The following is a 7,901-nucleotide window of genomic DNA, read 5'->3' as shown; positions in this document are numbered from 1 at the left end:
GCCCGAGCCGATGGGCAGCGACACCGAGCCCAGGATGCTCAAGCCCACGCTTGCCGACGTGCTCGTCTTCTTGAGCGTGTAGCGGTCTTGCACCGCGTTCACATAGGCCGTGCTCGACGTGCCCTCGGTATTGGCCTCTGCGCACACCACGTGGAACGAGATCACCACGTGCGAATCGTTGCTCGGCTGGAAGTTCTTGCTGCCGTCGATCGTGTCGGCGCGGGGCGAGCTCGACACATACCCCTGACTCAGCAGCGCCCGGCGTGCCGCCTCGCACGTCGCGTCAGATTTGGCGTGGAAGGTGCGCGCATAGGGGCTTGCCGCCGCATCAAACTGCTCCTGCTGATAGAGCGGCGTGGGCGCAGAGCTGCACGCAGCCAAAGCGGCAGCGATGCTGGCAGCAGCGCACAAAACGGACAACGGACGGAAGCGGTAGGGCATGGCGTTGGGCAAAAGGGCTCGGCCGGGTGATGGTGCGGCGGCGGCGCCACTGCGTATGCAGCGCAAGTTTTGCGCGCGGCAGGCGGTGGCGGCGTAGGCGGGTGGCCGGGCGACATTATAAGTTTGTCTGGTGACACGTCACCCGTGGCGTGCGCCCATTCTGCGCGCGCCAACACGGCGCTCCACTGCGCACGCAAAGCCCCACCATCAGGCGGTTCCCGCCCAACTCTCAAGAAAACTCACATTGCGTTGACCCATGCACGCGCGCGGTGTCTTATCGCCCCCAGTGCGCGACACCCCACTTTAGTAGGGGGTGGCAAGCACCAGCAGCCTCCGCGCTCTCAGCCAAACGCACGAGCTACCGCAGCGCTGCAGAGTTGCCCGTCCGTCTGGCCTATCGATCAATCGAACAATCGACGTCTTGAGACCCCCGATGAATAGAAATTGCAACGTCCTCATCCCGGCACTGCTGGCCGCTCTTCTGGCTGGCTGCGGCGGTGACGGAAGCAGCGTCGCCGGTAGCGGCGGCACGGCTACACCGGCCACAACCGCAACCACAGGCACCGTCGTCTCGCCCAGCGGCGGCCAGTCGGGAACCACCTGGACCAGCGTCAAGTGGGGTGGCGGCGGGTATGTCACCGGCCTCATCTACCACCCGAGCAACGCGGGCCTGCTGTATGCACGCACCGACGTTGGCGGCGCTTACCGTTGGGACACGGCCAGCTCCACCTGGACGCCCATCACCGACGGCCTCGGTTTTGGCGCAGGCGAGGGCGATTTCCACGGCGTTGAAAGCATCGCGCTCGACCCGAACAACGATCAACTGGTCTACATGATGACGGGCATTACCGTCACGCAGGGTCACAACGGCCGCATCTACATCTCCAGCGACCGCGGCAACACCTGGACGCACTACGATCTGCCGTTCCCGGTGGGCGGCAACGACAACGGACGCGGCACCGGCGAGCGCCTGCAAGTCGACCCGAACAACCCCACGACGCTGTTCTACGGCTCGCGCACGGCCGGCCTGTGGAAGAGCACCGATTCCGGCCACACCTGGGCGCAAGTCACTGGCCTGTCTTCCACCACCATCAACGGCGGCAACTCCCCCATTGGCGTGGAGCAGGTGATTTTCGATACGTCGGGCAAGGGCAGCGGCCAGCCGACGTGGATCATGTGGGCCACCGTTGCGCCGGACTACGCCAACGCGGCGGGCCTCACGTCCACCCTGTACAGATCCACCAATGGCGGGTTCTCGTGGAGCCCGGTGTCCGTTCCGCAGGCGGTGTCGGGCTACTACATCCCGCACGTGGTGCGCACGTCTGATGGCAACTTCTACGCGGTGTTCAACGCAGGCGTTGGCCAGGGCATCAACGGCCCGAGCTACCTCTACAAGTTCGGGGGCAGTAACGACAGCAGCTGGACGCTGCTCAAAAGCTCAACCAGCAACGGTTTTGGCGGCGTGTCCGTCTCTGGCCTTGGCGCGTCTGCCCGCATCGCCCTTGGCATGACGGGCTGGAGCGACACCAGCAAGACCATCCAGCTATCTGACGACGGCGGCAGCACCTGGCGAGAAATCGAAGCCGGCATGCCGCACACCGGCCTTGCCTCGGGTGGCTGTTCCGGCTGGGTCGAGAGCGTCGTGATCGATCCCGCCAACCGCGATCACATCATGCACGTGCACGGTGGCGGCGTTTGCGAAACCATGAACGCCTCGTCGCCCGCGCCCACCTGGAGCGCCAAGGTCGACAACCTTGAAGAGACCGTCACCCTCGCGCTCGTGACCGCGCCGCCCGGTGCTTCGTACAACTTCATCAACAGCGCAGGCGACATCGGCACGTGGGTCAATACAGACCTCACGACGCGGCCCACCAAAGGCCCGTTGAACACGTGGAGCAGCGGCAATTCCGCCGACATGTCGTGGGCAGACCCGTCGTACATTGCCGCCGCAGGTGTGGACAACGCCAACGGCCATGTCACCAAGGGCTTCTGGTCTGGCGATAGCGGCAATAGCTGGTCGACGTTTGCATCGCTGCCCAATGGCGCCGCCGCAAGCCAGAGCAACGTAGGCAACCTCGTCGTGCCGTCACGCAACAACGTGACCTGGGCACCGCCCGATTCGGTGCCGTCGTACAGCACCAACAATGGCGCGAGCTGGACGGCCACCAACCTGCCGGCGTTCTGCGCCACCTGGAACGGCTACGCCCGTGGCTACCGCCTGGCCGCAGACCGCAAGAACCCCAACAAGGTCTACGCCTACGACTCCGGCGGCGCACCGTGGAGCTGGCAGCGCGGCAAGGTCTACGTCTCGAACGATGGCGGCCACACCTTCACGCTCAGCCAGGGCTCCGTCAACGCAAACATGGCCTGGAACTCGTGGTGGGATACATCCATGGTGGTCAACCCCAACGCCGAGGGCGACATCTGGCTGGCTGACGGCGCTGCCGTGTACCACTCGGTGGATTCCGGCGCCACGTGGACAAAGCTCAACGCCTTTGCATCCGCCAACGGCACGATGGGCGCCACCGTGCTCACCCTGGGCAAGGCACAAGCGGGCGCGCCGTACTCCGCTGCCATCTACGTAGAAGGCACGCTCAACGGCGTCTGGGGCATCTTCCACTCTGACGACGGCGGCGCAACGTGGTCGCGCTTTAACGACGACGCACACCAGTTTGGTGGCTCCGGCGTCATGGCGGGCGACTGGAACACGTACGGCCGCATCTACGTCAACGGTGCGGCGCGTGGGGTGATCTACAGCAATTGATGTGCGGACGACTGGTCGATCAACGATCCGTCGATCAGTCGAGTTGTCCCCCGAAAGTTGGCTGCCAGCTTTCGGGGGTTTTTTACTGGTAGTTCCCAACATCCGAGAGGCAACACCAACGCGCCAGACTGAGCGCTGCTCTGGGCCGATCCAACATCACAAGTCTTCGATAGCCTTCCTGATTTTCCGCATACGGGACGCCTCGATGGACATGCTGTAGGACTGTTCCCCACGGGTAACTCGGAAGTTTTTAACGCGCTCCTGAAGTGTTTCGCGAGGGCCGGAGCGGCTGGTGCTCACATTGGTATTCTGAAATTGGCCTTGGTGCGTAACAAAGTTGTCTACAGTTCCACGCGACTGTGCATGCTTATAGAAGACGGGCGGGAGTACTTTCGTTCCCTCAATGTATTCCATGCCACCGATGAACTCTGATTGATGGCCTTCAAAGCACCTTCCGTTTTCATTCAATCTTTCATGAAGACTGTTGAATAACTCGTCTTTTTGGTATGCGTTAAGCAGAAAATTTAATGAAAATATTGTGCAACCGATGTGGGCTTTTTGCGCCTCAACATCGATGACAGCCATTTTGCAGTTTCTGAAATTGTCTTCAATATTCTTTTGCAATGACTGAATGCCGGCAATAAATTTATATTCTTTCTTCTTTGGGTCCCAGGTGTGAGAGAGCGCCGACTCCAGAAGTAGCACGGTCTTACCACCGTCAGCGTGCGTTCTGATATCTGCTGCGATTCTGTGCCTGTTCTGAGTGGTCAGCCGGAACAATGCGCGCCACGCCGGCTCACTCGAGGTGTGGAGCCTCTCAAGGAAAATTTCCGCCCAAGGAAAGTATTTAAGATTCAGATCAGGATGTCTTGCGTTGTAAGTATTCGCCAGCGTTTCAATGTTTTCGCCGTCGTGTGTCGATATTTCTGGATTGACCCCATCCGTGCCCGCAGCTCTCAAAACGGCATCTGCATATGCAGCCAATTGAGGATGCGTATACGCCACGGACGAATTCTTGACAGCGTCCTCCAGTGCCCTTGCTTTGTTGCGCGCTCGCCTAGGTAGATTGTCCAGGTGATATGAGGACGGACTGCGGGCAGGCGAGGATTGCGTGCTTGGAGCCCCAGAAGAATCAGCAGCGCGCCCCTGCCCTCCACCATACTGATAATCGGCCCCTCCTCTTCGAGGTTTTGAAACGCACAATCCCATGGGAACTCCTGTATTTGAAATAACCCATGATATGAACGGAACACTCTCGGGGGAGCGCGCAAAAGACGAAACTGTTGCTCTAGAAAAGAAAGCAAAAAGGGGCGCGCTTGACGCTCAGTCGTTTGCTGGGCAGCGCAACAACGTGACTACGCTTCACACGGTCCTACCAATGCGTTGATTCGTATCTGGATTTGCAGCTTCGCACCTGGCGGGGCGACAGGTTGTCGCGTGGCGAAAATTCTCTGTTTGGCATACACGACATCAAACCAATGAAAATTCAGTCCACGGCCAACGGCATTTCGATGCCGTCGCAGGATGCCCCGCAGTCCAAGGCGCCATCGAACATGCCGTCAGAGGCGTCTCCTCGAATCGCACACGCCCCGGATTTGCAGCGTGGTGCGCTACCCAAGGCACCATTTCGCGATCGCGACAGTAGGACTGTTCACCACGTGAGCAGCCCAGGACTTCGCTTGCGGGCGAAGCTGCCAGTAGGCGGCGCTTGTGCTTCTGCCCCATCGGACAGGAGCCGGCACGTAAGGCATGCCCCTTTTGAACAAGCCTCCGCGCTTGCTCAAGTCGGGGAGTTGAGAGCCGCTTGCGTTGTATTTTCTGCCGCTTGGCTTCATTCGATTACCAATGAGTCGATGACAGGCCACGGAAGAATGGAACATTTCACTCAGGCTCACACGCTTGAGGGTATTAGCGCTCAACAACAAGGCTACCGTCAGCATGAATTGGCGATTCGCGGCCAAGGCCGGCCGTACAGCGAATGGTTCGCGCCTGCGTTCCAGCACTACGGCGTGCGGCTTGGAGCGGATGTCGTCGTCGATGTGATGAGTCACGAAGAACAGGCCATGCAGACTTTGGCAAACATGTTCGCCCAAGCCAACTCATCTCACGTGTTCGTCATCATGCGAACCAACGGCGATAACCATGCTATCGCCACACATCAATCGGGCAACCATGTTCACGTTTTCGATCCAAATCATGGTGAGTACCGTCTTCGCCACTCCGAACTGAAGGATGGCTTGCGCAGCATAATCCAGGCGTACTCCAGCAGATTCCCGGTTCCAGAGTTACGGGTATTGCCGGCATACCCCTGAATCCGAAGAGCAGTCGACACGGTGCTATCGAGGCGAGCCTGATTACGTTGCCGGCTTTCAGTGCTGGGGGCAATGCTGTGGCTGCGAGCTCAGACGCGTCTGAGCAGGGTGATGTCGCCAGATCTGTTCACCGCCGCAAAACCCGTCGGCTCTCTTGAGAACAATGGCGTCGGGCCAGCCAGCCACCGGCACAACGGAAAGTCTGGGAAGCTGCCCTGCAATACGTCTTGCGGCCGCACGTCCGCGTCGAGTTCAAGCTCCCAGCCCCCAGCAATTACAAACGTGTCTGCCACACGGCAGATGGCTTGTGCAGCGTCCAAAAGGTACGGCTCCAGTTTGGAGAGCGCCAAACTCAGCGGCACAGGCAGAGACACCACAAAGCTCGCCCGCATGCCGTTGCTTTCCGTATGGATGCTGCTGCGCGAGCCATCGTGCAGCGCCACCCGGTTTCCATAGACGAAGAGCAGTTCGTGCTTGCCGGGCTCTTCTTCAAGCAGACGCTGCCCCGCAGGCCACGCCTCGCACTCCGACGCCCCGGTCACGTAGTTGATGCGGCAGACCTCCTGGGGCTCTCCAAAGAACCGGGCAAAGGCCGTTGCCAATGCGGAAATGGTCGTCAACCGATCGGCGGGCGATGTCGCGCGCTCCAGTACGATCGCGACATTCATGTGCTCGGGCATGGCGTTGGAGATCGGGTGGCGTGTGCGGGACGTTGGCGGCGGCTTACTTCTTCTCGTATTTCTCGTACGGCGCTACGTACGTCTCATACGACGTAAAGATGCCTTCGATGATGGAAAAGTTCGGCACGAAGACATACCCGATGATGCCAAGGATGCATCGGCCGACATTGCCCGTGTGTTCCCAGATCATGTAGAACGCGAACGCAAACACGACCCACGCCACCAGCATCCACACGAGGCGCCATCGATACGCCGTGTACTGCTCGCGCGACATCTTGGGCATCGCGGGCAACGGTTTCAATAAGTCGTTGAGCATGCTTAGCCCCGTTGGTCCACCTTGCCAGTGCGCAACGCAACCGCCCAATCCGGCCGATCCCGCTGCTCCGCAATCGCCGCCGCATCATCCCACTCGTATTCAACTGCACGGAACTCGGCTGTCCATTCACCCGCCTGTTCAGTCACGATGGCATAGCGCGCATGCGGGCTGCCGGTTTCAATCGTGTGGGCGAAAGGATGGGCATCGCTGTAAGCCTGCAGGCCGACACTGCCCGGGTTGACGATAAAGCGGCCATCCATCAGCTTCATCGCGCGTGGCATATGGGTGTGGCCGCACAGCACGAGCTTGGCGTCGGCATCTTCGGCGCGGGATAGCACTTCATCGTGCGTGGCTGCGCGGCATCCTTTCTCAGAAAGCGATTCCAGAAAATAGGTCTGGTCGTGCTGGGCAGAGCCGTGAACTAGCAGCACATCGTCTTCGATGTGCTGAAGCACGGGCAGGCTGGCAAACCACGCGAGCTGATCCGGCCGCAACTGCTCAAACGCGTACTGATCCGACGCACCCATGCGTGATGGATCACCCGCAAGAACCTGCCTTTCGTGATTGCCGCGAATGGTTGGCAGGTTCAGTGCCATCAACCGGTCAACCGTTTCGCGCGGTTGCAGCGGGCCGGACGCAATATCGCCCAGGTTCACGATCAGATCGACGCCCTGAGCCTGAATGTCTTCCAGCACAGCGTCCAGCGCAGCGAGGTTGCCGTGAATATCGGAGAGGGCGGCGATTCTCATGGAGCGTGAGAGCCATGACGATATGGGAAATAGATGCCGAATCGTACCGGAGAGTTTTTGCGTGAGTAAGTGCAAAAAGGACCGGCACCCGCAGCCACGCAGCACCGCGCGTCACCACAGCCCCAGATATGCCCAGCTCTTAATTCAGATTTTCACCAAACATAAATCAGCATCCCGCATTCGATCTTTATCAACCCCCACCCAAAAAAAACCTCCAAAGACCCCACCAACGGGGGCAGCGCAATCCCGATGCATCGCCTATGCTGTTTCCCAATTAAAAACCGGCGCCCTGATTTGAATCGGATTATCAGAGAAAGCGCCTAGTCCTAAATATCTAAGAGCATTAGGCCGGGGGCGGTAAATGGGGCGGAGGAGAAAACAAGCATCCACCAGCGATGTGCTGTTGGCGCTGCCGTGGTGGATGCTGGCGATTGGCTCGGCGGCCAGTTACCTGATTTTTCACAACATCCTCCCGGCCGCGTTTGGGGCCAACCCGCTGTTGAGCGCCATTGGCATGCTGGCGCGCGGGCTGGCCTGGATGCCCGCGCTGCTGCTCGCCTTCTTTGCCGTGCTGTCGTACCTGCGGGAGCGCAGCCAGCAGGCCGATGCCCGGCTCGGCCCCCCGCGCGTTGAACCGGC

At 60.0% G+C, this 7,901-nt stretch carries 7 protein-coding genes and 1 pseudogene; 3 read left to right on the top strand and 5 right to left on the bottom strand.

Going from position 1 to position 7,901, the window contains the following annotated elements:
• Positions 1 to 441, bottom strand: a 441-nt coding sequence (locus ACCD03_RS25200; RefSeq protein WP_413413250.1) for a DUF2242 domain-containing protein, incomplete at its 3' end; no start/stop codon positions are given.
• Positions 442 to 874: 433 nt separating this feature from the next.
• Here ACCD03_RS25200 and ACCD03_RS25195 point away from each other — a divergent pair.
• Positions 875 to 3,205, top strand: a complete 2,331-nt coding sequence (locus tag ACCD03_RS25195; protein ID WP_413413249.1) for a dockerin — start codon at positions 875 to 877, stop codon at positions 3,203 to 3,205.
• A 156-nt stretch (positions 3,206 to 3,361) separates the two neighbouring features.
• On the opposite strand, the gene xopJ is transcribed toward ACCD03_RS25195, so the two are convergent.
• Positions 3,362 to 4,414 carry a YopJ family type III secretion system effector XopJ gene (gene xopJ, locus ACCD03_RS25190; protein WP_413413248.1) on the bottom strand — a complete coding sequence of 351 codons (1,053 nt, stop codon included), beginning with the start codon at positions 4,412 to 4,414 and terminating at the stop codon, positions 3,362 to 3,364.
• Between the two features lie 269 nt (positions 4,415 to 4,683).
• Here xopJ and ACCD03_RS25185 point away from each other — a divergent pair, with 269 nt between their 5' ends.
• A complete protein-coding gene (locus ACCD03_RS25185) occupies positions 4,684 to 5,517 on the top strand; it encodes a YopT-type cysteine protease domain-containing protein (protein ID WP_413413247.1) in 834 nt (277 codons plus the stop codon).
• Between the two features lie 89 nt (positions 5,518 to 5,606).
• On the opposite strand, the gene ACCD03_RS25180 is transcribed toward ACCD03_RS25185, so the two are convergent.
• The 3 genes from ACCD03_RS25180 to ACCD03_RS25170 are packed head-to-tail and all read right to left on the bottom strand — an operon-like array spanning position 5,607 to position 7,262.
• Positions 5,607 to 6,185, bottom strand: a complete 579-nt coding sequence (locus ACCD03_RS25180) for a hypothetical protein (protein ID WP_413413246.1) — start codon at positions 6,183 to 6,185, stop codon at positions 5,607 to 5,609.
• 55 nt (positions 6,186 to 6,240) lie between these two features.
• Positions 6,241 to 6,513, bottom strand: a complete 273-nt coding sequence (locus ACCD03_RS25175; protein ID WP_413413245.1) for a hypothetical protein — start codon at positions 6,511 to 6,513, stop codon at positions 6,241 to 6,243.
• A 2-nt stretch (positions 6,514 to 6,515) separates the two neighbouring features.
• Positions 6,516 to 7,262 carry a metallophosphoesterase family protein gene (locus tag ACCD03_RS25170; protein WP_413413244.1) on the bottom strand — a complete coding sequence of 249 codons (747 nt, stop codon included), beginning with the start codon at positions 7,260 to 7,262 and terminating at the stop codon, positions 6,516 to 6,518.
• Between the two features lie 361 nt (positions 7,263 to 7,623).
• On the opposite strand from ACCD03_RS25170, the pseudogene ACCD03_RS25165 reads away from it, so the two are divergent.
• Positions 7,624 to 7,901, top strand: a pseudogene (locus tag ACCD03_RS25165) (DNA topoisomerase); the annotation flags it as partial.

Source organism: Ralstonia sp. Ralssp135 (genome assembly GCF_047304345.1).
In the GTDB taxonomy this organism is placed as follows: Bacteria; Pseudomonadota; Gammaproteobacteria; order Burkholderiales; family Burkholderiaceae; genus Ralstonia; species Ralstonia chuxiongensis.
This window is presented reverse-complemented; position numbering and strand designations above follow the sequence as displayed.